The following is a 23,883-nucleotide window of genomic DNA, read 5'->3' on the forward strand; positions in this document are numbered from 1 at the left end:
CGGTCGTGAGGGGCGGGACGGAGTGTGCGCTAGGGAACGGCGGTGGGAGGTGCCGGGCGCACCGCGGCGCGCTCGGGACTCGCGGGCCCGGAGGACGAGCGGACGATCAGCTGGGCGGGGACGGAGCGGTGGCGGTCGGCGGGCGCGTGGCCCTCGAGAGTCCGGATCAGGCGGTGCATGGCGATCCGGGTGACCTCGGCGAAGTCCTGCTTCACGGTGGTCAGCGGGCGGTGCAGGTACTCCGAGAACGGGTCGTCGTCGAAGCCGACCACGCTCACGTCCTCGGGGACGCGCAGGCCTGCGGCCTCGACGGCGTGGATCGCTCCGACGGCCATGTGGTCGTTGGCCGCGAACACGGCGGTGACGTCGGGGCGGTGCAGGATCGACGCCATCGCCTCGGATCCGGAACGCGGGCTCCAGTCGCCGCTGAGCACCGGCGGCTCGGGCGCGTCGGCGTCGGCGAGGGCGGCGCGCCAGCCGTCGATGCGGCGGCGGGTCGCCGACCAGGTGCTCGCACCGGCGATGTGCCAGACCGTCTCGTGACCGAGGGCGAGGAGGTGCTCGGTCGCGCTGCGCGCGGCGCCGGCCTCGTCGGTGCCGACGACCAGCTCCTCCGGTCGGTGGTCCTCGCTCGGGTGGTCGAAGCTCAGCACGGTGACCCCCTCGGGGATCCGCAGTCGCGGGTGCCCGAAGTCGACCGGCTCCGAGAGGATGATCCCGTCGACGCCCTGGTCGACCAGCGTGTCGACCGCCTCCTGCAGCTCGGCTCCGCTGTTCTCGTGGGTGCGCACGACGCTGAGGAAGTAGCCCGCGGCGCGGGACGCCTGCTCGACGCCGTCGAGGATCGAGGACGGGCCGTAGAGGGACGTGCCCATGGTGACCATGCCGATCCGGCGGCTGCGCTGGGTGGCGAGCGCCCGCGCGGTGGCGTTGGGGCGGAATCCGAGCTGCGCGATCGCGTCGGCGACCCTCCGCTCGATCGCGGGGGAGACGTGCGCCTCGCGGTTCACGACGCGGGAGACGGTCTTCTGCGAGACGCCGGCGACGCGGGCCACGTCGGCCATCGAGACCCGGCGGCCGCGGTCTTCGGCGCCGATGCCGACTGCTGGTGCGTCCACGGGGCTCCTTCGCTCGCTCTGACAGCGCAGTCAACCGCGCTGTCCAAGGAGTAGAACACGGATTGACAGCGCAGTCAATCGCTCGCCGCCCGGACGGTGGCCCCGGAGTCAACCCCGTGGAGTCCGCCGCGCATCCCGACCGAGACTGTCCGGACACGATGGGAAAGGACGACACGGATGCCGACCATTCACGCGCTGCGGACCCTCGCCGACGTCTACCGCGACCTCCGACCGGTCTCGCAGGTCTACCTCGACGTCTCGCTCGACTCGGGCGATCCGCCCGACATCGCCTTCGAGCGCGGCACCGCCGTCGCCGACGAGCTGCGGAGGCAGGCAGCGCCCCAGGGCGACATCGACGCGCTGACCGCGCTGCTCACCGGGGCGGGTCGGCCGCAGGGCCGCTCCTGCCTCTTCGCCGTCGCTGTCGACGGCTCGATCGTGCTGTCGGAGGTGCTGCCGGGCCGCCCGGTCGCGCCCGAGCACACGTCCTACGGCACGCTCCCCGACGTCGTCCCGCTGCTCCAGCACCGCCCCGACGTCCGCTACCTCGTCGTCGAGACCTCCCGCGACGGCGGCGAGGTGCGCCTGCACCGCCTGGGCGCCGAGCGTCCGGAGGAGGAGGAGTCGGTCCAGGGACGGACCGACACCCTGCACAAGGCGCAGGCCGGCGGATGGCGGCACGACCGCTTCCACAGCCACGCCGAGGAGATCTGGCGGCAGACGCAGGCCGAGCTGGCCTCCTCCGTCGACGAGATCGTGCGCACCCGCCGGCCGCAGCTGCTCGTCGTCGCCGGGGATATCCGCGCGCGCCAGCTGCTCGCCGAGCAGCTCTCGCCGTCGAGCGCGGCGATCCTGGCGGTCCTCCCCGCGAACACCCGCGCCGACGGCAGCGACGACGGCGCCCTCGACGAGTTCGTGCAGGAGCAGGTCGACCGGCTGCTGCGACGCGAGAAGGAGGACGTGCTCGACGCGCTCCGCACGCACGACGGGCGGCACGACGACACGGTCGAGTTCTCGCTCGGAGCGATCGTGCAGGCGCTCTCGGCGGCCCAGGTCGACACGCTGGTGATCGACCCGCAGCGGCTCCGCGAGCGCGAGCTGCTGGCGCTCGCGGGCGAGCCGTGGGTGGCCGCGGCTCCGGAGGAGGCGCTCGGCGCCGAGGTCATCGGCCCGGTCGACGCGGCTCTCGCGCTCGTACGGGCGGCGCTGCTGACCGACGCCCGCGTGCTCTGCACCGACTCCCGCACCGCTCCGGACGGCGAGGACGTCGTCGCCCTGCCGCACGAGGCTGGCGCGGCCGCGCTGCTGCGCTGGCGCACGGGTCCGCCGGTGCCGGGCGCCTGAGCGGCTGCCCGGCCGCAGAACGTCGGCTGAGAAGGGGGTCTGTCCGCTGTCAGGCGACAGACCCCAGGCTCAGCTGATGTTCTGCGCGCCCTACGAGACGAGCGGCAGCAGCGGCAGGACGGCCAGCGCCGTGAGGGCTCCGAGGGCCGCCCCGGCGAGCACGTCGGTCGGGAAGTGCATGCCGAGCGCGAGGCGCGAGAGCATCATCGCGACCACGACGACGACGGCGAGCGGCCAGAGCGCCGGCAGCATCACGGCGAACACGATCATGGCCGCGGTGGTCGAGGTGGCGTGCGAGCTCGGGAAGCTCAGCTTGCTGGGCGCCTTGCCGCGCACCTCCACGCCCTCGCCGAGCGGGCGCGGACGCCGCACGACGCGCTTCACGCCGATCGAGAGCGCGTGCGCGACGACGATCGCGACGTCGCAGAGCGCCCAGGCCCAGAACCGCGACGGATCGAGGAACGCGGCGAGCACCCCGAGCAGCAGCCAGCCCGCGGCGTGCTCCCCGAAGAAGCTCAGCCCCCGCGCGATCGGCAGCAGGGGGAGGGTGAGCGGGGACCGCTGCACGGCGGCGATGATCGCCGACTCGCGGCTCCTGAGGGTCGGCATCGGGTCATCCTAGCGAAGAGGGGAGGAGGGGGCGGGGGAGCAGCGCCCCCGCCCCCTCCCGGGGATCAGGCCTCCGAGTCGCCCTCGGACCGGGACCTGCGACGGGCGCTCAGGCCCAGCGCCGCGGCTCCGGCCGCGAGCAGCGCCGTCGCGCCGCCGATCAGGCCGACCGACTCGACACCGGTCGAGGCGAGGCCTCCGCCGGAGCCGCCGCCGGGCAGCGGAGCGGCGGTGCCGGTCGGCACGGGTCCGGCCGTGGGCGTCGCGGTGGGCGCCGCCGTGGGTCCCGCGGTGGGGGCCGTGGTCGGGCCCGCGGTCGGAGCCGTCGTGGGGGCGGCCGTCGGCGTCGTGGTCGGCGCCGTGGTCGGCCCGGCCGTCGGAGTCGGCGTCGGCGTCACGACCTGCGAGGCGGGCAGGATCTGCACGATCGCCGGACGCGGCGCGGCGAACGCCCCGGCAGGGACCGCTCCGCTCGCCGCGAAGTCCGGGAAGTACGAGGTCGGCGCCTCGAAGGTGCCGTCCTCGCCCGGGTGCTGCACGGCGACGAAGACGTGCTGGTCCTGGTCGTGCACGATCGGGCCGCAGGTCTCGGCGTCGACCGGCACCGACAGGAACTGCTCGACCTTGCCGCGGTCCGCGCCCTCCAGTGACACCTTGAACAGGCCGTCGTTGTAGCCGATGCCGCTGGGCGCGCCGTCGGTCGAGATCCAGAGGTTCCCGACGGAGTCGAACGCCAGGTTGTCGGGGCAGGAGATCGGCGAGACCTGCTCGGCCGGGAAGCCGGAGAAGTAGACGACGTCGCCCTGCGCCGCGTCGCCGCAGAGCATCAGCAGGTTCCAGGTGAAGGTGCGGCCGGTCTGGTCGCCGCCGTCCTCGATGATCTCGACGATGTGGCCGTCGCGGTTCTCGGTGCGCGGGTTGATCTCGGTCGCGCCCTCCGTGCCCTCCGTGCCGCGCTCGGAGTTGTTGGTGCAGGCCACGTAGATCCGGCCGCTGACCAGGCTCGGCTGCACGTCCTCGCAGCGGTCCATCTTGGTCGCGCCGGCCGCGTCGGCCGCCTGGCGGGTGTGCACCAGGACCTGCTCGACGCTCATGCCGGGGATCTTCGAGGCGCCGTCGAGCACGAGCGGGAGCCACTCGCCGATGCCGTCGAAGCCGCCGTCCGAGGGGACCGCGCCGGTGCCGGTGATCTCGGCGACGGGGGAGTCGCCGGTGAAGCGGGCGACGTACAGGTCGCCCTCCTCGAGCAGCGTCTTGTTGTGGGCGCGGTCGCCCTCGATGTAGCGCTTCTTCGAGACGAACTTGTAGAGGTAGTCGAAGCGCTCGTCGTCGCCCTGGTAGGCGACCACGCGGCCGTCCGGAGCGATGATGACGTTCGCGCCCTCGTGCTTCAGGCGCCCGAGCGCGGTGTGCTTCTTCGGCGTCGACTCCGGGTCGAAGGGGTCGAACTCGACGATCCAGCCGAAGCGGTTCGGCTCGTTCTCGTAGCCGGGGGTGCGGGCGTCGAAGCGAGGGTCGTCGAGCTCCCAGAGGCGCGAGGTCTCCTCGTCGGTCAGTCCGTAGCGCTGCTCCTCGGCGCTCGTGCCGGTCGCGCGGAAGTAGCCGTTGAAGTTCTCCTCGCCCGACAGGATCGTGCCCCACGGCGTGGTGCCGCCGGAGCAGTTGCCGAGCGTGCCGAGCACCGTGCGCCCGGTGGGGTCGGCGACGGTCGTCAGGAGCGGCGATCCGGCGGCCGCGCCGGTCACCTCGTAGGGGGTGTCGATCAGGTAGCGGCGGTTGCGCTCGCCGCCGCGGACGTACGCCCAGGGGCGGTCGACCGCCGTGCGGACGAGCTCGACGACGCTGAGGCCGTGGGCGGCGCGTCCGACCTCGCGCACGCGCTCCTGCTCGGACTCGAGCTGGGCGGCCGGGAACATGATGGTCTCGTTGGTGTACTCGTGGTTGACGACGAGCAGGGCGCGCAGGCGCTTCGAGCCGGGGATCTCGACGATGTCGGTGTAGTCGTTGTTGTAGCCGAACTGGCCGGACTGCGCCGCGCCGGTCTGGTCGGCGAGGTCGAACTCGGCGCTGTCGGCGAAGAGCGGGTCGCCCCAGCGGATGATCGGCTGCCAGGCGAAGCCCTCGGGCACCGTGAACTCGTCCACCGTCGCCGGCACGGGGGCGATCGGAGTGAAGACGAGCGGGGACGCGTCGCCGGCGGCCACGGCGGTGGCGGCCTCGGCGGTCGGGGCGCCCGGGGACGCGACGGCGATGGTGACCGCTCCGGCCAGGCCCAGGCCCAGCGCGCCGCGGCGCGTGATCTGCGCTCCGACGATGTCGCGGAAGTAGCTGTTGTGCGACGTGTTGCAGGTCGCGGCGGAGCAGGCGTTGGCGCACTTCAGCGCACAGGTGACGGGGCTGCGCTTCCCCCGGGTGTGCCCGGCCATGGGCAGCAGCAGTCGGCGGGAGGTGTCGGTCATCGTCGTCTCGTCCTTCGATTCGCAGGCGTGGGCAGACCTCGAGGGAATCAGCGGCAGCGGGCGGGCCGGTCACCCGGCGGCGGATCGCCTCTGAACGCGAGGTGAACGTCGATCGACGTAGGAGAGGCTCACCTCACCTCCGTCAGGCCCCCGCTCCCGTCCCCGCTGCTGGTCGAGCCCCCCCCGCAGGTGGGTCTGGAGACCCCGTCTTCCTCCCCTCCGCTCTGTCGCGAACGACGTTCTGCGCAGATCCGAGCCGACGGGCTCAGCCCGAGTAGCCTTCCGCGGTGCGCGCCCGCCGAACCGTCATCGTCTACTTCGACGGATTCGCGCTCTACAAAGCGCTCCTGCAGCAGCGCTACCCGCAGTACAAGTGGCTCGACCTGGCGGCCCTGGCGAAGCGCCTGTTCCCTCATCGAGAGGTCGTCGGAGTGAAGTACTTCACGGCCCCGCTCAAGCCGCTCACGAACGACCCGGGAATAGGGCAGCGGCAGCAGGTCTACTGGCGGGCGCTGCGGACGACCGAGGTCGAGATCATCGAGGGGATCTTCACCTTCACCAAGCAATACCTCCCGGAGTCGCCGGAGCGGCTCGATCAGAGCGGGCGGGTGGTGACCGTCCGCGTGAAGAGGCCTGAGGAGAAGGGGACGGATGTCGCGCTCGCGTCGCACCTGCTCGTCGACGCGTTCGAGCAGAGGGCCGACTCGTTCGCGATCGTCACGAACGACTCCGATCTCGTGCCGCCGTTGAGGATGCTGAGCGAGCGCGGGTACTCCGTCGCCCTGGTCTCGGTGGTGGGACCGCGGTACAACAAGGCCTTCGAGGGGATCGGACTGAACGGAGTCCGGCAGATCCGTCGCGGCACCCTTGCCGCCTCTCAACTCCCCCTGCTCGTCGTCGACTCGGAAGGCCGGCGGATCAGAAGACCGCTCCGGTGGAGCTGACTACCAACGAAGCAGGCCCCCGCCGAAGCGGGGGCCGCGCCCGGTAGTCGAGACATCCGGGTGGTTACGCATCCACGCTACTCCGAGCCGCCTGTGCAACGGCGACGTCGCGCCACTAGCCCTTCCGCGCGTCGCGGGCCTCGATCAGCGGCACGGCGTGCTCCTCGATCCAGTCGACGACCGGGAGGAGGCGCTCGGCGAGCTCCGCGCCCAGCGGGGTCAGGCTGTAGTCGACCCTCGGTGGGATCACCGGGTGCGCCTCGCGGTGCACGAACCCGTCCTCCTCGAGGGTGCGGAGCGTCTGGGCGAGCATCTTCTCGCTGATGCCGCCGATGCGACGGCGCAGCTCGGCCCAGCGCTGCGTGCCGGGAGCGAGTGCTGCGAGCACGAGCACGCCCCACTTGCTCGTCACGTGGCCGAAGATCTCGCGACTCCCGCAGTCGGCCGAGTAGACGTCGGCGGCGAACGGGGTGCTGGCGGTGGCGGTCACGGTTCCTCCTGGAAGGGTCTCCCCAGTACTAACGAAATAGTGCGTACTGCATTCCGGGAAGTACTCGGACGGATCCGCGGTTGCAGGGTGGGTCGGCGGAAACCTCGCCGCACCGCCCACGGAAGGACCACCTCATGACCCTCGTCGTCACCGGAGCCACCGGCCACCTCGGCCGCCTCGCTGTCGAGCACCTGCTCGCCCGCGGCACCGCCGCCTCCGACATCGTCGCCACCGGCCGCGACGCCGCGAAGCTCGAGGCGCTCGCCGCCGACCTCGGCGTGCGCACCGCCGTCGCCGACTTCGAGGACCCCGCCTCGCTCGACACCGCCTTCGCCGGCGCCGAGGCCGTCCTGCTCGTCTCGGGCTCCGAAGTCGGCAAGCGCGTCGCCCAGCACACCGCTGCGATCGACGCCGCGGTCCGCGCCGGCGCGCGCCTGGTCTACACCAGCGCCCCGAAGGCCACGACGAGCACCCTGATCCTCGCTCCCGAGCACAAGGCGACGGAGGAGGCGATCGCCGCGTCCGGCGTCCCCGCCGTGATCCTCCGCAACGGCTGGTACAACGAGAACTACGCGCAGACCGTCGCCGAGCTCGCCTCCACGGGCACCACGCTCTCCAGCGCGGGGGAGGGCCGCGTCTCCAGCGCAGCCCGCTCCGACTACGCCGAGGCGGCGGCCGTCGCCCTCGTCGACGCGTCGCTCGTCGGCACCGTGCACGAGCTGTCCGGCGACGTCGCGTGGAGCTTCGACGAGCTCGCCGCGATCGTCGGCGAGGTCGCGGGCCGCGACGCCTCGATCACCCATGTCGACTCCGCCGAGCACGCGCGGATCCTCACCGAGGCCGGTCTGCCCGAGGGCGCCGTCGGCTTCCTCGTCGGACTCGACGCGAACATCGCCGAGGGCCTGCTCGGCGCGACCGACGGATCGCTCGCGCGCCTGATCGGCCACCCGACCACTCCGATCCGCGCCTACGTCGAGTCGCAGGTCTGACCCTCCGGGAGCCGGATGCCGGCCCCGCCCGGGTGCGGCCGGCGCCTGCCCCGGTGAGCGACCGGGTGCTGACGATCATCGAACTCGAGACGATCGCGGGCGACGTCGTGCGGGCTGCGAACGCACCCTCGCCACCGGCACAGCCGACCCACGACCCTGAGCGATCGCAGACCTCCGCCGCTGCGCGAGCAGGACCACAGCGCGGGGAGGTGTCGGTCTCCAGCGCGATGACGCCGCGTCGACGATCCGGCGGTCGCCGCAGACGATGTCTGACGGCGACCGCTGGGTGCAGGCGGCCGACCAGCCCGGCGTGCTCGGCTGGTGCAGCGTTCACACCGGTCGGTCGATGATCTGCCCAGTCTGGTGCGCGTCCGCCGGGATGTCATGCGAGCACGGCTGCATCCCCGAGGGCGGCCGGGTAAGCACTGCGTCGGCGATGCGGTCGATGCTCGCCAGCTACGACATCGGCGGACACCGACTCGAGCCCCGGCGTGCGGGCACTGCTCGAGCATTGCCTCGCCGACGCCTACGAGTCAGTCCTGCTCAACCGGTACCTCCGGCGCGACCGGAGCAGCTGCGCGACCGGCTCCTGCAGCTGCGCACCTCACTCCCGCGCGACGCTCGTACCGAGGCTCTTCCTCGTGTCTCAGGGGATCGTCGGTGAGGTGAGCTGGATCTGCTGGTCGCAGCGGCTTGCGATGCGGTCGTCGTGGGTGGCGATGACGATGCTGGCTCCTCGGTCGGCGATCTCGGTGAGGATGTCGAACACGGTCTCGGCGTTGCCTGAGTCGAGGGCGCCGGTGGGTTCGTCGGCGAGGACGATCGAGGGGCTCTTCACGAGGAGGCGTGCGAGGGCGACGCGTTGCTGTTCGCCACCGCTGAGGCGTGAGACGCGTTCCCGCGCGCGGCCGGAGAGGCCGACGCGGTCCAGGGCTGCGTCGAAGCGGCCGGCGCGGCCGCGGCGCTCGACGACGGCGAGGGCGAGGTTCTGCTCGACGGTGGCGGTGTCGACGAGGGCGTAGTTCTGGAAGAGGTAGCCGAGGCGGTGCCGGCGGTAGTCGCGGGCTCCGCGGGTGCGGAGTCGGGTGAGTTCTTCGCCGTCGACGTCGATGCTGCCGCGGTCGGGCTCATCCAGGAGTCCGAGGCAGTTCAGGAGGGTGGATTTTCCGCTGCCGCTGGGCCCGGTGACGGCGAGGAGGCTTCCGGTGGGGACGGTGAAGGCCAGCGACCCCCAGAGCTCGCGGGGGCCGTAGGACTTGGTGAGTCCGGTGACGGTGATCATGGTGTTCCTCCCGGTGGTTCAGGTGTCGGCGGAGTGGCGGCGGATCATCCGCTGAGCGGCGATCGCGAGTGAGGCGATGAGGAGCGCGGCCGCGCCTCCGGAGACGCCGAGGGCGATGAGGGACTGGTTCACGAGGTAGTCCTGCGTGCTGATGGTGCCGAGGTCGATCACGGTCTGCACGGAGAGAGGGTCTCGGTTCCAGGCCGCGATGAGGCTGACCAGGGCGATGCCGGCCACGAGGGCGCCCTCGAGTAGCAACGCGGCGCGGTGTGCGCCGATGAAGGACCATCCGGAGAGGTGCTGCACGAAGAGCCGCTGGTGGTTCTTCTCCACGGTGACGATCGCGACGATGAGGGCGGTGAGAGCGACGACGATGATCGCGGCGAGGAGGCTCGCGATGTTCACGGTGACGCTGCCGAGGGCCTCTCGGTAGCTCTCGTTCGCCTGGTAGGCGACGGGCTGGATCGCCGCGATGGCGGAGTCGAGGCCGCGCTCGTGGACGGCCGCGGTGGTCGCGGCCGGGTCGGTGAAGACGATGTCACCCGTGCTCACGGCGGCGAAGAGTTCGGAGAGGGGGATCAGCCGCAGGCTGGGGAGGACGATGAGGGTGGCGTTCTCGCTGATCGCGGGACCGTTCAGGACTGTGCCGGAGCCGGTACGGAAGGTGAAGAGCCGTTGGTCGTCTTGGATCCGCGTCTGCGCGATGGGGACCTCGTCCGGGTCGGGGACATCGCTGAGGGTCAGTTCGTGCTGGAACCGGTACCAGTCCGCGGTGGCGGCCCGCGCTCGGGCGGATTGGGTAGCGGTTGCACTGTTCGGAAGCAGGATCGTGATGCTGTTCGGGTCGGTGGCGGTGATGCAGTTACCAGCGGCGTCCCGGACCTCGATCTGCTGCAGATACTCCTCGTTGACAACGAGGGCATCCGGATAGTCGGGTGCAAGGGCATCGCCCTGCACGAGGACGGCGCTGCGGTGGTTGTCGAGATCTCGAGTGAGCTCGCCGACGCCGGTGCGGGCGGCGGTCATCTCGTCCTCGGATCGGCTGCCGGAGATGGCGAGCGTGACGGCGTCGCCGGCATCGTCCCAGTAGGCCCGGGTCTGTGCTTCGACCTGCGCGAGGTAGACGCTCTGGCCGAGGGCGGCGACGATGCTCAGCAGGACGAAGATCGCGGGGAGCCTGACGGCGTATGCGCCGATGAGCGCCCATCGTCCATCGATCTCACCCTTGACCTGGTCGACCAGGTCGCGGCCGTTGGTGAGGACGACGCCGACGACGTGCGCTCCGACCGCAGCGAGCAGCAGGAGCGCTCCGAGTCGCCCAGTGAGCGCGAGCAGTGTGCTCGCGTGGGCGAAGCCGTTGTAGAAGGTGATGCCGGCGCAGAGGAGAGCGAGCGCGGCAGTGGACAGGAGTCCGACGGGCAGCAGAAGCGCGCCGACCTCGCGGACCAGGATCCCGAACGAGCTGCGCCCTGCGAGCCGCTGGATGCCGTGTGCTGTGCCGCGAAGGACGGTGCCGGCGCCGACGAGCACGAGAACCGCGAGGAGGCTGACTCCGAAGGCTCGGACCAGGTCGCCGAAGTCGGTGTACGTCGTGAGATCGGTTCCGACCGGATAGGGGTACACGCCCCCGGTCCAACCGGCCGCTTGGATGATGTCGAGAACAGCGAGGGCATCCTCTCGGCTTCCGCCGACAAGGTAGTAGCCGCGCGGATCGAGCGAGCCGAGCTCGCTCAACGGTGCGATCGTCGTCGTCAGTGCCGGGTCGGCGTCGTCGTAGCCGTCACGCAACCACGTCGCGCCCTCGCCGCCGCCGTCGGCGACGAAGAAGTGGCGAACCGAGTCGGGCTTCTCGCCGTCGGGTACGAATCTGACGACGTCGACGTGACGTTCCTGCGCGTACGCCGTCAGCTGGGCGTACAGCTCCGCGGCGGGTGTCGTCGCAGTCGTCACCTCGGAAACGCGCATCTGCTGGCCGCCGTTCCACACCGGACCGCGCACCTCCAGCGCCCGCACGAACAGGAACGCGAACACCACCGCCAGAACGACTGCGGACACGTAGCCCGCAACAACACTTCGACTTCTCATCCACTCATCCCCAGAGAAGCGGGGGTGGGATGCTCGGCACCCCACCCCGCGATGTCAGCAGTCGGTCAGCAGAACGCGTAGTAGGCGTAGTCGGTCTGCCACATCCGGGCCTTCCCGAAGATCCCGGCGTTCACCTTCGGGTTCTTGCACCCCGTCGACTGCAGCCAGCCGTTGTCGATCGACGCGCGGTGCTTCCTCGACGGGTGGTTGTAGGACGACAGCACGTCTCCGTTGGAGACGCCGTGGACCCACGTCCCGCCTTCCGGGTACGAGGTCGTGTACACCGCAGCCGCGGCAGGCGCCGCGATCAGGGTCCCGGCGAGAGCCAGAGTAGTGATGAGCGAGCGGCGTGATCCGCGCCGAGAACGTCGAGTGATCATGGGAGACCCCCTGGTGTCGATAGCTGCCGTCAGTTGACGATCGCTCACAAGATACGACGATGTCGAGGAAACGTCATGTCGGCAACTTGAGGGACCGATCGGGGTGCAAGCTCGCGATGATCCTCGCAATGGACGCCGCAACGACGAGCCGGCAAGGGTCCCCGAGCTCCCGCGCGCAAGTCGGGAGCGCGGCCAGATCGGTGCTCGACGACCCCCGGTCTCGGTGAATCAGGCTCTCCGCGCTGGTCCGTCCGGGCCCGGCCCAGTTGATGCGATCGTCGCCGCTCACAGGTGGGGTACTGCTCGAGGGGTTGATCGGACGACAGCCGTGCTGGGCGGAGTCCCTGCTGCCATCATCGACGGGTGAACCAGATCCCTGTCGTCCGGACCACCCTCAGCACCCTCAGGCTCAGCGATGCCGACCGCTTCGCGACGGTCGAGGTGAGACGCATCACCATGGCGCCGAGCGTCCACCCCGGTCCGCACTGGCACAACGGGCCCGTCTTCGGCGTCATCGAGTCAGGCTCCGTCTACTTCGCAGCGGGCGAGGGAGAGGAACGCGTCCTTCGGAGCGGCGACACCTTCTACGAGCCGGCCGACGAGACGATCACACGATTCGACGCGACAGAAGAAGGGGTCACGTTTCTCGCGTGGTTTCCCACGCCCGCGCATGTCGATCCGGAACTGACGACGGGCGAACGAGTCGTCTGACGCCCGCGGTGCTCGACCGGCGAAGGGGCGGGGGTCCGCGGTCGCGCCGAGGGGCCCGGCGCGCGGCCGTCGTCGCCCGCCGAGCGCGGCGTCTGACGAGTCCGGGTCAGGGAGTGTTCATCGCAGGGATCACCCTCGGTCTGCTCCTGCTGCCTGCGCGGACCTCCAGATGGTGGTCTCTCGACGGGCGAGGGGTTCGGCTCGTCCGCCGGATCGACAGGCTCATCATGGACGGCACCGTCATCTGCGGGTCGTAGGTCGCCTTCGGACGCGTGACCGTTGCGCGTCCTGGTGGAGCAGGGTGAAGGGTGTCCGGCGAGCGTCGGAGGTCCCCCGCCGGGTCCCGCCCTCCCGGTCATCTTCGACGGGATCGCCTGCCGTCCAGGTGTTCGGCCTGATCGTTCCCGTCTCCTGAGGCGCGTCCCGCCCAGGAGGTTCTGACCGCTGGTGAGCACCTCGGGCTCGTGAGACCGCGTTCGGCTCGCAGGGCTCCGGGTATTCCGCGGGCCGAACGCGTTCCTGCGAGCCCGAGGGGCATCCGGACCGGCGCGGACATGCCCGGATCGCCCGCGCACGGGCGGGTGTCGGCGGCCCGTCGTAGGGTGGTCGGCATGACCTCGACGACGCCTCGCTCCGGTATCGACCTCCCCGAACTCGACCCCGCGACGCGCCCGCAGGACGACCTCTACCGGCACGTCAACGGCCTCTGGATCGACCGCACCGAGATCCCGAGCGACAAGGCGCGCTACGGCTCCTTCCACGCGCTGCAGGAGGAGGCCGAGAAGGCGGTGCGCGACATCATCGTCGAGGCCGCGACCGCCGAGCAGGGCTCCGAGGAGCGCATGTTCGGCGACCTCTACGCCTCCTTCATGGACGAGGCCCGTGCCGAGGAGCTCGGCGCCACCCCGATCGCCGACGACCTCGCCGCCGTGCAGCGCGTCGACTCGATCGCGGGCCTGCTCGCCGCGATCGGCGACTTCGAGCGCACCGGCGTCCCGGGGCTCTTCGGCCTGTTCGTCGACAACGACCCGGGCGACCCCGAGCGCTACCTCGTCTTCGTGAACCAGGGCGGCCTCGGGCTGCCGGACGAGAGCTACTACCGCGAGGAGGAGTTCGCCTCCGTCCGCGAGAAGTACACGCCGTTCGTCGCGCGCATGCTCGAGCTGGCCGGCATCGGCGCGGCCGAGCAGCGCGCCGAGCGCATCGTCGCCCTCGAGACCGAGATCGCCGCCGCGCACTGGGACAAGGTGCGCAGCCGCGACAGCCAGGCGACGTACAACCTCCGCTCCTGGTCCGAGGTCGAGGAGCTCGCCGCGGGCATCGACCTCGGCGTCTGGCTGACCGCGATGGGCGCTCCGGAGGGGGCGCTCGCCGAGGTCGTCGTCCGCCAGCCGAGCTTCCTCCAGGGCCTCGCCGGTCTCCTGAGCGACGACAACCTGCCCGCGTGGCGCGACTGGCTGTCGTGGCAGGTCGTCCGGGGCGCCGCCGCGTACCTCTCGAGCGACTTCGTCGACGCCAACTTCGACTTCTACGGCCGCACGCTCACCGGCACCCCGCAGAAGCGGGAGCGCTGGAAGCGCGCCGTCTCGCTCGTCGAGGGCTCGCTCGGCGAGGCCGTCGGCCGCACCTACGTCGCGCGGCACTTCCCCGAGAGCGCCAAGACCGAGATGGACGTGCTGGTCGCGAACCTCATCGAGGCGTACCGCCGCTCCATCGTCGACCTCGACTGGATGGGCGCCGAGACCCGCGAGCGCGCGCTCGAGAAGCTCGCCAAGTTCACTCCGAAGATCGGCTACCCGGTCCGCTGGCGCGACTACTCCGCTCTCACGATCGATCCGGCCGACCTCGTGGGCAACGCCCGCCGCGTGGCCGCGTTCGAGTTCGACCGCGAGCTCGGCAAGATCGGGAAGCCGCTGGACCGCGACGAGTGGTTCATGACTCCGCAGACCATCAACGCGTACTACAACCCGGGCTTCAACGAGATCGTGTTCCCCGCGGCGATCCTCCAGTTCCCCTTCTTCGACGAGACCCGCGACCCGGCGGCCAACTACGGCGCGATCGGCGCGGTCATCGGCCACGAGATCGGCCACGGCTTCGACGACCAGGGCTCGCGCTTCGACGGCGACGGCCGCCTGACCGACTGGTGGACCGCCGAGGACCGCGCGGCGTTCGAGGAGCGGACGAAGGCGCTCATCGCGCAGTACGACGCCCTCGCACCCGCGACGACCCCCGGGCACCACGTGAACGGCGCCCTCACGATCGGCGAGAACATCGGCGACCTGGGCGGCCTGAGCATCGCGTGGAAGGCGTACGTGCTCTCGCTCGAGGGTCAGGAGCCGCCCGTGATCGACGGTCTCACCGGCGCCGAGCGCTTCTTCCTGTCGTGGGCGCAGGCCTGGCAGCAGAAGTCGCGCGACGAGGAGACGATCCGGCTCCTCGCCATCGATCCGCACGCCCCGGCCGAGTTCCGCTGCAACCAGATCGTCCGCAACATCGACGAGTTCTACGCTACTTTTGACGTCACCGAAGGCGACGCCCTATGGCTCTCCCCGAGCGAGCGCGTCACCATCTGGTAGTCAGGATCCGGTGGTCGCCGAGCGGCCGCCGACCCCTCCCGCGGACGACACCCCGGGCATCGAGAGCCGACCGATGCCGCCGGGTCCGTCCGTGCATCGCGTGCCCTCCGGGCGCGTCGACGGACCCGTGGTCCGCCCCTCCGCACGACCCGCTCACCCGACCCCGGAGAGGGGCCCGATCCGTGGTGATCCCCCACGACACCCGCCGCGACACCCGACGAGCCCGCCGCGGCCGGCACAAGGGCTCCGAGGATCGCGACAACTTCCAGCGCGGCTTCGACGCGCTCGGCCGGCTCGCGCTCGACGGAGTGGTCGTCTCGGCCTGCGCCGTCGACCTCGCGACCGGGCGCACGCTGTTCGCCGTCGACGACTCCGTCTCGATGCCGACGGCCGGCATCGGCACGATCCTGCTGCTCGTCGAGGTCGCGGCCCGTCTGGCGAGCGATCCGCAGGAGAACCTCCGCCTCCTCGACCGCACCGCCGCCGACGCGGTCGCCGGCTCCGGCGTCTGGCAGCACCTGCAGGTCCCGTCCCTCCCGATCGCCGATCTCGCGGCCCTGGTCGGAGCGACGAGCGACACCCTCGCGACGAACGTGCTCCTCCGCCGGGTCGGCCTCGACGCCGTCCGCGAGCGCGCCGAGGGCCTGGGGCTCTCGCGCACCGCGCTCCTCGACGTCGTGCGCGACGAGCGCGGCCCCGACGACGCTCCGCAGCTCTCGATCGGCTCGGCCCGCGAGCTGACCTGGCTGCTCGCCACCCTCGCGAACGGCGAGATCGTCGACTCGACCGTCAGCTCGCGCGTCATCGGCTGGCTCTCGCTGAACCCCGACCTGTCGATGGTCTCCTCGGCGTTCGGCCTCGACCCGCTCGCGCACCGCCGCCCCGACCACGGCGTGCTGCTCGTCAACACCACCGGCACCGACGTCGGCGTGCGCGCCGAGACGGGTGTGCTGCGCGGTCCGCGCGCCTCCGCCGCCTACGCGGTGACGACGCAGTTCGACGACACGTCGCTCCACTACCGCCTCGCGGTCCTCGAGGGCATGCGCACCCTCGGCGTCGACCTGCTGGAGTACGTGCACTGAGCCGTGGCTCGATGGACGGCCGGTGAGGCGACCGCCGTCCGTCAAGGCCGTGACCGGCTCGCGCGCCCGACCTAGGCTGCCGACAGCGGCACCGCCTCCGGTGCGGGCCGCGGAGGAGGAACCATGAGCAGCTTCGGCTTCGACGCCCCCGAGGACGTCACCGACACCAGCCGCCCCGACCCCGACTCGATCCCGGCGCCCCCGGAGGACCCGGCGCAGGTCGACGACCCGGAGGCGCTCGACGAGGCCCTGGACGAGGGCGCCGACGCGCGCCTCGGCGACGAGCAGGACCCGCCGGAGCACCCGGTCGTCCCCTCGCCGAGCTGACCGGCGCGGCGACGCCCTCCTCGAGAGGTCGCGGGCACCGCGCGCGACTTCTCGAGAGGCGTCCTCAGCCGGGCGCCGCCGTCAGTCGCGGAACGCGCCGCGGTAGCGCGCCGCCGGATGCCGCGGGTTCACCTGCGCCGACCCCGTCAGCCGCTCGCGCAGTCCACCGCGCGAGTACTCCGTCCGCGCCAGCCCGCGCGAGCGCAGCACCGGCATCACCTCGTCCACGAACTCGACGTAGCTGTCCGGCAGCGTCCAGTGCGCCAGGTTGATCCCGTCCACGCCCGCGTCGCGCAGCTCTCCGAGCCGGTCCGCGATCTGCTCCGGCGTGCCCACCACGCGCGGGTGGCGCCGCACCGCGAGGCGGGCGAGGTCCGCGACCGTCGCGTCGCGCTCGGGCAGCAGGCGGATCATCGACTCGAGCGTGCTGCGGTTGCCGTTCGTCGTGATGTCGCGCAATCGTGTGTCCGGCGGGAACGGTGTGCCGTCGGCCTGGTCGACGCTCAGGCCCGCGTGCAGCAGGTGGGCGTCGATGCTGGTCCGGGCGTCCAGCTCGGCCTCGCGCTCCCGGGCCTCGCGCTCGGTGCTCCCGACGACGACCGACAGGGGCGAGAAGAACAGGACGTCGTCGCCGCGGCGCCCGGTCGCCTCCGTGAGTGCGCGGGTCGACGCGATCAGCTCCCGCGTCTGCTCGAGGGTCGATCCGCCGACGAACTGCGCCTCGGCGTGCCGGGCGGCGAAGGCGCGGCCGGCCGGCGAGGACCCGGCCTGGAAGAGGAACGGCGTGCGCTGCGGCGACGGCGCCGACAGGTGCGGTCCCTCGACCCGGTAGTGCTCGCCGACGTGGTCGATGCGGTGCACCGCCTCCGGGCGCGAGAAGGCGCCGGCCTTGTCGCGGACCGAGGCGTCGTCGTCCCAGGACCCCTCCCAGAGCTTGTAGACGACGTCGAGGTACTCCTCGGCCTGCGCGTAGCGGGCGTCGTGCTCGGTGAGCCGGTCGAGACCGAAGTTGCGGGCCGCGTTCTCCTGGTAGCTGGTGACGATGTTCCAGGCGACCCGCCCCTTCGAGAGGTGGTCGAGGGTCGACATGCGCCGGGCGAACTCGAACGGGTGCGCCTGCAGGATCGAGCTCGTCATCGCGAGCCCGAGGTGCTCGGTCGAGCCGATCAGGGCGGCGAGGAGGATCGACGGATCGTTGGTGGGCAGCTGCAGCCCCTCGCGGGCGTTGACCTCGAGCGAGGCGCCGACCGCGCCGTAGGTGCCGACCACGTCGGCGAAGAAGATCGCGTCGAACACGCCGCGCTCGAGGGTGCGGGCCGTCTCGACCCAGAAGGCGAGGTCCTCGAACGACCCGTGGCGCGCCTCCGGTCGCCGCCACTGCCCGTGGTGGAGGTGCGACGGCGTGTTCATGACGAACGCGTTGAACAGCAGCGGACGGGGCGGGCGGGTCATGCGGGCTGCTCCTGCGCGGTGACGGTGCTGCGGAAGTCGGTCTCGGGCTCGGTGCCGTTGAGCAGGTAGGCGCCGATCGCCGCCTGACGGAACGCCGCCGGGTTGTGCGAGGCGATGGTGCGGGCGTTGCGCCAGTGCCGGTCGAGGCCCGACTCCGTCAGCACCGCGGAGGCGCCGCCCACCTCGAACAGGCGGGAGGTCACCGCGACGATGTCGGCCACGGCGATCTGCTGCGCCTCGAACTGGCGGATCTGCACGCGGACGTAGTCGCGGGTGCGCTCGGCCTCGTCGGCGTGCTCGCGGTCGCGGACGGCGGCGTAGTCGCGGGCGACGTCGTGCACGAGCGCTTCCACCGCGGCGACGCGGCTGGCCAGCTCGCCGACGACCGACTGCACCCGCGGGTCCTCGCGCGGCAGGCTCTCGCCGGCGACTCCGAACGAGCGCGACCGCGCCCGAACGAAGCGCAGCGTGTCATCGAGGGCCGCCCGGCCGATGCCCGCCATGGTCGCCTGGAGCAGCAGGTGCAGCAGGAGCCGGAAGTCGAGCGTGTACCAGTCGGGCTCCTGCAGCACTCGGTAGACGTGCTCGTCGTCGAGCGGCACGTCGGTGAACACGGTCGTGCCGCTCGCGGTGAGGCGCTGGCCGAAGCCGGTCCAGTCGTCGATCACCTCGACGCCCGGGGCCCGGGTCGGCACGACGGCGCCGTAGCGCTCGCCGGTCGGGTCGAGGGCGCCGGTCCACGTGTAGTCGGCGTAGAGCGTGCCCGTCGTGTAGAACTTGCGGCCCGTGAGTCGCCAGCCGCCCTCGACCGGGACGAGCCGCGCCTCCGTCGTCGTCGCGGAGCCCTTCTCGGCCTGCGAGTTGGCGAACAGCGCTCCCTCCGCCGCGCGCCGGAGCCACGCCTCGTCGCGCGCGGTGCCGCCGACGAGGAAGCGCTCGACGAGCCCGAAGTGGCCGCGCAGCGCCTGCGGGAGGTTGGGGTCGGCCGCGCCGAGCGCGACCAGCAGCTCGAAGAGCTCGGGCAGTGTCGCTCCGGCGCCGCCCCATTCGACGGGCACGCGCATCGCGGTGAACCCGGAGGCGACCAGCGCCGCGATCTCGGGGTGCAGCAGGCGCCGCTCCCGCTCGCGGACGAGAGCGTCCCGTCCGACCTCCTCGATCACGGAGCGGAACCGCTCGAGATCGGTGGCCGAGAGACTCATCGCGCGACCTCCCCGAACGCGCCGCGGTAGGACCGGGCGGGATGCTCCTCCGGCAGCTGATCGCGGCCGAAGAGCTTCTGCCGCAGGGTTCCGGGTGTGTACTCGCGCTGGGCGAGCCCGCGCTCCTGCAGCACCGGGGTCACGTGGTCGACGAACTCCTCGAAGCTGCCGGGCAGCGTCCAGTTGATGACGTTGATCCCGTCGATGCCCGCGTCGCGCCACTCGGCGAGGCGGTCGGCGATCTGCTCGGGCGTGCCGACGATCCGTCCGCGCAGCTTCGCTGCGAGGGTCGCGAGGTCGCGCACCTTCGGGTCGGGGTCGGGCGAGAGCTCGCGCATCCACTGCAGGTGGCTCACGTTGGTGCCGGTGGAGAGCTCCGAGAGCGGAGTGTCGGGGTCGAGCGCTTCGCCGGTCGCCGGGTCGAAGGCGAGGTTGCTGTGCAGGAGGAAGCCGTCGCTCGAGAGGTACTCGTCGAGCTCGGCCGCCTTCCGCTGCGCCGCCTCCTCGGTGTCGCCGGTGACGAAGGCGAGGCCGAGGAAGAAGGCGAGGTCCTCGGGAGCGCGGCCCGTCGCCGCGACCTTCGCGCGGGTCTGCTCGATCAGCGCCCGGGTCTTGTCGAGTCCGGAGGTGAGCACGAACTGGCCTTCCGCATGGCGGGCGGCGAAGGCGCTCCCCGCGGGCGAGGAGCCGGCCTGGAAGATCACCGGGGTCCGCTGCGGCGACGGCGGGCTCTGGTGCGGGCCGGCCACGCGGTAGCGCTGCCCGACGTGGTCGATGCGGTGGATCCCGCTCGCGTCGGCGAACACCGCGTCGTCCGGGTGGCCGAGCGCCTTGTCGCGCCGGAGCGCGTCGTCGTCCCACGACCCCTCCCAGAGCTTGTAGACGACCTCGAGGTACTCCTCGGCCCAGCGGTAGCGCTCGTCGTGCTCCTCGAGTCCGTCGGCGCCGAAGTTGCGCGCGGCGCTCTCCTGGGCGCTGGTCACCACGTTCCAGCCGACGCGGCCGCCCGAGAGGTGGTCGAGCGTCGACACGCGCCGGGCGAACTCGAACGGGTGCGCCTGCAGCACCGAGGAGGTGAACACGAGTCCGAGGTGCTCCGTGACGGCGGCCAGCGCCCCCAGCAGCACTGACGGGTCGTTGCTCGGGAACTGCAGCCCCTCGCGCGCGTTCACGGTGTAGTCGCCGCGGGCGGGGCCGTAGAGGCCGAGGACATCGGCGAAGAAGATCGCGTCGAACCGGCCGCGCTCGAGGGTGCGGGCGAGGTCGGTCCAGAGCCGCAGCGACGTGAACTCGTGCTGGCGCGCCTCCGGGTGCCGCCACAGGCCGTGCTGGATATGGGAGGCGGTGTTCATCACGAAGGCGGAGAAGCGCAGCGGCTTCGGGGCGTCGGTCATCGGGGGTCCTCGGCGGTCGGGGTGGTCGCGGGGTCGGCGAGCAGGCGCCGGCCGGGCACGGCGTCGAGCAGCTCGCGCACGTAGTCGGTGCGGGGCGCGGCGAAGATCTCGTGCGACGGGCCCTGCTCGACGACCCGGCCGGCCCGCAGCACCACGACGTCGTGCGCCAGGCGGCGCACCGTCGACAGGTCGTGCGAGATGAAGAGGTAGGAGACGCCCTGCTCGCGCTGCAGGCGCTCCAGCAGCTGCAGCACCCGCTCCTGCGTGATCACGTCGAGCGCGCTGAGCGCCTCATCGAGCACGACGAGCGAGCTGTGCGGAGCGAGAGCCCGCGCGATGGCGACGCGCTGGCGCTGACCGCCCGAGAGCTCGCCGGGGCGCTTGTCGATCACTCCGTCGGGCAGCGAGACGGCGTCGAGCAGCTCCTCGACGCGGGCCCGGCGCTCGCGCGGCGACGCGGAGCCGAGCAGCGGCTCCGAGACGATGCGTCCGACGTTCCAGCGCGGATCGAGGGCGGAGTCGGGGTTCTGGTAGACGAGCTGCACCGTGCGCCAGAGCGCGAGCCGGTCGCGGCCCGCGACCGCGGTGACGTCGCGGCCGTCGAGCGCGATCGAGCCGGCGCTCGGGTCGAGCAGCCGCAGGACCATGCGCGCCGTCGTCGACTTCCCCGAGCCGGATTCGCCGACGAGCGCCAGCGTGCGGCCCGCGGGCAGCGCGAACGAGACGTCGTCGACGGCGGCGACGGAGGCTCCTCCGCGCCGCCCCGGGAACGACTTCGAGAGCCCGCTCACCTCGAGCACCGTCGACGGGACGGAGGAGGAGGGCGTGGGCGGTGGCGCGATCTGCGTGGCCCGCGCGTGGGCGATGAGGTCGCGGGTGTAGTCGGTGGCGGGCGTCCGCACGATCCGCTCCACCGGAGCGTCCTCGACCAGCCGGCCGCGCTGCAGCACCAGGGCGCGCGAGGCGTGGTCGGTCGCGAGCGCCAGGTCGTGGGTGACGAAGAGCACGCTGGTGCCGTGCTCGGCGGCCAGGCGGTCGAGCACGCGCAGGATCTGCTTCTGCACCGTCACGTCCAGCGCCGACGTCGGCTCGTCGGCGACGAGCAGAGCGGGGTCCAGCCCGAAGGCGATGGCGATCAGGATCCGCTGCTTCAACCCGCCCGAGAGCTCGTGCGGGTACTGGGTGAGCCGGTCGGCCGCGCGCGACACCTCGGCGATCTCGAGCAGCTCGATCGACCGGGCCCGCCGCTCGGCGCGAGAGAGGCGCTCGCCGCGGATCGCGAAGATCTCAGCCACCTGCGCCCCGATGGTGAGGACCGGAGTGAGGCTCGAGCCCGGGTCCTGGGGGACGAGGCCCACGCGGCGGCCGCGGATCCGGCTCCACCGCGACTCCGGGGCGCGGGTGACGTCGGCGCCGTCGACGAGCAGCCGGCCGGAGGCGACGCGTGCCCCCGAGGGGAGGAGGCCGGTCGCGGCGTTCGCGATGGTGGACTTGCCCGATCCGGACTCGCCGACGAGGGCGACGATCTCGCCCCGGCCGACCGTGAACGAGACGTCGTCGAGGGCGCGCACCGAGCGCCGGCCGAGCCGGTAGTCGAGCGAGAGGCCCTGGAGCTCGAGGGCGGGGGCGTCAGGCACGGGTCGCCTTTCCGAGGTAGCGGCTGAGCACGCCGAGGGCGACGACGACGACCAGGACGAAGGTGCCGGGCAGGGCGGTCATCCACCACGCGTTGGCGAGGTAGTTGCGCCCCTCGGCGATGATGAGCCCCCACTCGGGCGTGGGCGGGGGAGTGCCGAAGCCGAGGAAGCCCAGGGCCGAGACGGCCAGCACCGCCGCTCCGAAGTCGACGACGGCGAGGGCCACGAGCGCCCCGGTGATCGCGGGCAGCACGTGCCCGACGAGCTGGCGCAGGTAGCCGGCGCCGGCGAGGAGGCTCGCCTCGAGGTAGTCGAGGGAGCGCACCCGCAGGATCTCGGCGCGCGTCACCCGGGCGAACAGCACGACCGAGCCGATGCCGACCCCGATGCCCAGCGACACCGGTCCGGCGCCGTAGGCCGAGACGACGAACAGCGCGATCATGAACGCCGGCAGGGCGATGAGGGCGTCGATGACGCGCATCCCGATCGCCTCCGCCCACGGACCGAGCGTCGAGGACGCGATGCCGACGAGTGTGCCGAGGACGAGACCGACGACCACGGCGAGCCCCGCGGTGAGCGCCGTCTGGGTGGTGCCGTGGATCACCCGGGCGAGCACGTCGCGGCCGAGGTGGTCGGTGCCGAACGGATGCGCGGCGCTGGGCGGCCGGAAGACCTGGGCGGAGTCGCCGGTCAGCGGGTCGGCCGACGTGAACCAGCCGGGAGCGACGAGCCAGAGCAGGACGACGACGATCAGGGCCGCCGAGAGGATCGTGGCCGGGCCCGGCGCGGGCAGGCTCCGGAGCAGGCCGGCCCTGCGGTCGTCGGCCGTGCGGGTCAGCTCAAGCGCCAAGGCGCACCAGTCCCTTCTGCCCGCGGCTGCGCAGCACGCGGGGGTCGAGCGCGGGCGCGATCAGGTCGAGCACGAGCGTGGTGACGACGACGACGAGCGTCGTCAGCAGGACCAGGCCCTGCACTAGCGGCACGTCCTGCGCGATCACGGCCTTCAGCAGCACCGAGCCCAGGCCCGGGCGGGCGAAGACGGTCTCGGTGATGACGGAGCCGGCGAGCAGGATCCCGAGGGTCGTGCCGATGACGGCGGTGGTCGCGCCCAGCGACGAGCGGAGCACGTGCCGGAGGAACACCCGCAGCGGGCGGGCGCCCTTCGCCCGCGCGGTCTTCACGAACGCCTGCTCCGACGCCTGCTCCACTCCGCTCAGCAGCACCTGCGCGATCGGAGCCGACACCGGGATCGCCAGGACGAGCGCCGGGATGAGCAGCGACAGCAGCGATCCGTCGGGGAACAGCGACAGGATCCGGAGCTGGAACGAGAAGACCTGCAGCACGATGATGCCCAGCCAGAACACGGGGACCGAGCTGAAGAGCGACGGCACCGCGACGATCACGGCCTTCAGGCGCGGCGAGTCGATCAGGAACGCCGCGGCGCTGACCGCCACCGCGATCACGATGCTCAGGAGCAGTCCCGTCGACGCCAGCGCCACCGTGCTCCCGACCACGTCGCCGATGCGGGTGAGCACGGGCTGCCCGGAGGAGAGCGAGAAGCCGAAGTCGCCGCGCACCAGGTTCGCGAGCTGCAGCAGGTACTGCTGGTACCAGGGCTGGTCGTAGCCGTAGAGCGCGCTGACCTGCGCGATCAGGGCGGGGTCGGCTCCGGCGTCGCTCGCCAGGAAGATCGTGACGGGGTCGGACGGCAGCAGCTGCACGACGACGAACACGATCGTGTAGGTCAGCCAGAGCACGAGCACCGCCTGCCCCGCCCGGCCCGCGAGATACCGGAGCACGAC

19 protein-coding genes and 1 pseudogene are annotated in these 23,883 nt (G+C 72.0%); 7 read left to right on the forward strand and 13 right to left on the reverse strand.

Going from position 1 to position 23,883, the window contains the following annotated elements:
• Window positions 1–29: 29 nt before the first annotated feature.
• The gene (locus ASF48_RS16405; RefSeq protein ID WP_200931036.1) at window positions 30–1,118 is read right to left on the reverse strand and encodes a LacI family DNA-binding transcriptional regulator; all 1,089 of its coding nucleotides are present in this window, start codon (window positions 1,116–1,118) and stop codon (window positions 30–32) included.
• Window positions 1,119–1,295: 177 nt separating this feature from the next.
• On the opposite strand from ASF48_RS16405, the gene ASF48_RS16410 reads away from it, so the two are divergent.
• Window positions 1,296–2,462, forward strand: coding sequence for a baeRF2 domain-containing protein (locus ASF48_RS16410; protein ID WP_055794062.1), 1,167 nt, complete (start codon window positions 1,296–1,298; stop codon window positions 2,460–2,462).
• Window positions 2,463–2,552: 90 nt separating this feature from the next.
• Here the strand turns inward: ASF48_RS16410 and ASF48_RS16415 are convergent, their stop codons facing one another.
• Both ASF48_RS16415 and ASF48_RS16420 read right to left on the reverse strand, forming a co-directional pair.
• Complete coding sequence (locus tag ASF48_RS16415) at window positions 2,553–3,071, reverse strand: phosphatase PAP2 family protein (RefSeq protein ID WP_055794064.1); 519 nt, start codon at window positions 3,069–3,071, stop codon at window positions 2,553–2,555.
• A 410-nt stretch (window positions 3,072–3,481) separates the two neighbouring features.
• Window positions 3,482–5,530 (reverse strand): annotated as a pseudogene (locus ASF48_RS16420) (PhoX family protein); the annotation flags it as partial.
• Window positions 5,531–5,817: 287 nt separating this feature from the next.
• Between ASF48_RS16420 and ASF48_RS16425 the strand changes: the two are divergent.
• On the forward strand, window positions 5,818–6,474 hold the full coding sequence (locus tag ASF48_RS16425; protein ID WP_055794065.1) for an NYN domain-containing protein: 657 nt from the start codon (window positions 5,818–5,820) through the stop codon (window positions 6,472–6,474).
• Window positions 6,475–6,589: 115 nt separating this feature from the next.
• Here ASF48_RS16425 and ASF48_RS16430 read toward each other — a convergent pair whose 3' ends face one another.
• On the reverse strand, window positions 6,590–6,964 hold the full coding sequence (locus tag ASF48_RS16430; protein WP_055794067.1) for a winged helix-turn-helix transcriptional regulator: 375 nt from the start codon (window positions 6,962–6,964) through the stop codon (window positions 6,590–6,592).
• A gap of 134 nt (window positions 6,965–7,098) precedes the next feature.
• On the opposite strand from ASF48_RS16430, the gene ASF48_RS16435 reads away from it, so the two are divergent.
• A complete protein-coding gene (locus ASF48_RS16435) occupies window positions 7,099–7,953 on the forward strand; it encodes an NmrA family NAD(P)-binding protein (protein WP_055794068.1) in 855 nt (284 codons plus the stop codon).
• Window positions 7,954–8,599: 646 nt separating this feature from the next.
• Here the strand turns inward: ASF48_RS16435 and ASF48_RS16440 are convergent.
• The 3 genes from ASF48_RS16440 to ASF48_RS16450 all read right to left on the reverse strand — a co-directional run bounded on the left by ASF48_RS16440 (window position 8,600) and on the right by ASF48_RS16450 (window position 11,700).
• Window positions 8,600–9,235 (reverse strand): ABC transporter ATP-binding protein, encoded by a 636-nt coding sequence (locus ASF48_RS16440; RefSeq protein ID WP_055794070.1) that lies wholly within the window; start codon window positions 9,233–9,235, stop codon window positions 8,600–8,602.
• 18 nt (window positions 9,236–9,253) lie between these two features.
• Window positions 9,254–11,290, reverse strand: a complete 2,037-nt coding sequence (locus tag ASF48_RS16445; RefSeq protein WP_055794072.1) for a hypothetical protein — start codon at window positions 11,288–11,290, stop codon at window positions 9,254–9,256.
• 95 nt (window positions 11,291–11,385) lie between these two features.
• On the reverse strand, window positions 11,386–11,700 hold the full coding sequence (locus tag ASF48_RS16450; RefSeq protein WP_082481639.1) for a lactococcin 972 family bacteriocin: 315 nt from the start codon (window positions 11,698–11,700) through the stop codon (window positions 11,386–11,388).
• A 363-nt stretch (window positions 11,701–12,063) separates the two neighbouring features.
• Between ASF48_RS16450 and ASF48_RS16460 the strand changes: the two genes are divergently transcribed.
• From ASF48_RS16460 to ASF48_RS16475, 4 genes are all read left to right on the forward strand, one after another.
• A complete protein-coding gene (locus tag ASF48_RS16460) occupies window positions 12,064–12,411 on the forward strand; it encodes a cupin domain-containing protein (RefSeq protein WP_055794079.1) in 348 nt (115 codons plus the stop codon).
• A gap of 611 nt (window positions 12,412–13,022) precedes the next feature.
• Entirely contained in the window at window positions 13,023–14,987 is a 1,965-nt protein-coding gene (locus ASF48_RS16465; RefSeq protein WP_055794080.1) for a M13 family metallopeptidase, read from the forward strand.
• Window positions 14,988–15,169: 182 nt separating this feature from the next.
• A complete protein-coding gene (locus ASF48_RS16470) occupies window positions 15,170–16,069 on the forward strand; it encodes a serine hydrolase (RefSeq protein ID WP_055794082.1) in 900 nt (299 codons plus the stop codon).
• 123 nt (window positions 16,070–16,192) lie between these two features.
• Complete coding sequence (locus tag ASF48_RS16475; protein ID WP_055794084.1) at window positions 16,193–16,396, forward strand: hypothetical protein; 204 nt, start codon at window positions 16,193–16,195, stop codon at window positions 16,394–16,396.
• Window positions 16,397–16,477: 81 nt separating this feature from the next.
• Here ASF48_RS16475 and ASF48_RS16480 read toward each other — a convergent pair whose 3' ends face one another.
• The 6 genes from ASF48_RS16480 to ASF48_RS16505 are packed head-to-tail and all read right to left on the reverse strand — an operon-like array spanning window position 16,478 to window position 23,880.
• The gene (locus ASF48_RS16480; RefSeq protein ID WP_055794086.1) at window positions 16,478–17,848 is read right to left on the reverse strand and encodes an NtaA/DmoA family FMN-dependent monooxygenase; all 1,371 of its coding nucleotides are present in this window, start codon (window positions 17,846–17,848) and stop codon (window positions 16,478–16,480) included.
• On the reverse strand, window positions 17,845–19,050 hold the full coding sequence (locus tag ASF48_RS16485; RefSeq protein WP_055794088.1) for a hypothetical protein: 1,206 nt from the start codon (window positions 19,048–19,050) through the stop codon (window positions 17,845–17,847). Before ASF48_RS16485 ends, ASF48_RS16480 begins: the two co-directional genes overlap by 4 nt.
• Complete coding sequence (locus ASF48_RS16490; protein ID WP_055794090.1) at window positions 19,047–20,444, reverse strand: LLM class flavin-dependent oxidoreductase; 1,398 nt, start codon at window positions 20,442–20,444, stop codon at window positions 19,047–19,049. Before ASF48_RS16490 ends, ASF48_RS16485 begins: the two co-directional genes overlap by 4 nt.
• A complete protein-coding gene (locus tag ASF48_RS16495; RefSeq protein WP_055794092.1) occupies window positions 20,441–22,081 on the reverse strand; it encodes a dipeptide ABC transporter ATP-binding protein in 1,641 nt (546 codons plus the stop codon). The genes ASF48_RS16490 and ASF48_RS16495 overlap by 4 nt, the downstream gene beginning before the upstream one ends.
• On the reverse strand, window positions 22,074–22,931 hold the full coding sequence (locus tag ASF48_RS16500) for an ABC transporter permease (RefSeq protein ID WP_157603205.1): 858 nt from the start codon (window positions 22,929–22,931) through the stop codon (window positions 22,074–22,076). The genes ASF48_RS16495 and ASF48_RS16500 overlap by 8 nt, the downstream gene beginning before the upstream one ends.
• Window positions 22,921–23,880, reverse strand: coding sequence for an ABC transporter permease (locus tag ASF48_RS16505; protein WP_055794094.1), 960 nt, complete (start codon window positions 23,878–23,880; stop codon window positions 22,921–22,923). Before ASF48_RS16505 ends, ASF48_RS16500 begins: the two co-directional genes overlap by 11 nt.
• Window positions 23,881–23,883: the final 3 nt, after the last annotated feature.

The sequence above is a fragment of the Rathayibacter sp. Leaf299 genome, assembly GCF_001423055.1.
Taxonomy (GTDB): domain Bacteria; phylum Actinomycetota; class Actinomycetes; order Actinomycetales; family Microbacteriaceae; genus Rathayibacter; species Rathayibacter caricis.